This is a genomic window from Vibrio sp. Y176 (assembly GCF_033438945.1).
Genome location: NZ_JAWOQS010000625.1, coordinates 1 through 660, shown reverse-complemented (window position 1 = coordinate 660; position 660 = coordinate 1). Strand labels below are relative to the sequence as shown.

The following is a 660-nucleotide window of genomic DNA, read 5'->3' as shown; positions in this document are numbered from 1 at the left end:
TAGGTGCATATAAATAGCCGTTCTCACTACGTTTTGATCACATTTTAGCAACATCACGCTTGTCACCGCATTCTTTTTGACCTATTTATTTGTATATACATTTAAAGATACAAATCAAAGTAGGAATGAGAGAATGGATTTGCTGATTGAGAATGCCCGACTAGTTAGCATGGAACGTGGTGAAGCAGGTTATTTACCAACGCCACCAGCCCGTGTTGGTATTCAAGCTGGTAAAATCGCGGCTATCAGTGCTCATCCAGTTGGAAGTGACAGCCCTCACATAGAAGCGCTTCTGTCTCCTCAACACTATTCGCAAACTATCGACCTACAAGGTCAACTTCTGACGCCGGGACTCATTGATTGCCACACCCACTTAATTTACGCGGGGAATCGCGCGAATGAATTTGAGATGCGCTTAAACGGCGTGCCTTATCAGGAAATAGCGAAGCAAGGTGGCGGTATCCTTTCCAGCGTAAAGGCCACTCGAGCAGCTACTGAAGAGCAATTAATTGAGCTCGCGTTGCCTCGTTTAGATGGCTTGTTAGCAAGTGGGGTTACGTCGGTTGAAGTAAAATCAGGCTACGGCTTGACGCTCAAAGACGAACTAAAAATGCTGCGTGCTGCAAAAGCCTTAGAACAAGAGCGTAAAGTCAAAATCAC

General features: G+C 45.3%; 1 pseudogene. It reads left to right on the top strand.

Annotation, left to right across the window (positions count from 1 at the left end):
* Positions 1 to 133 precede the first annotated feature (133 nt).
* Positions 134 to 660 (top strand): annotated as a pseudogene (locus tag R7O13_RS27705) (imidazolonepropionase); the annotation flags it as partial.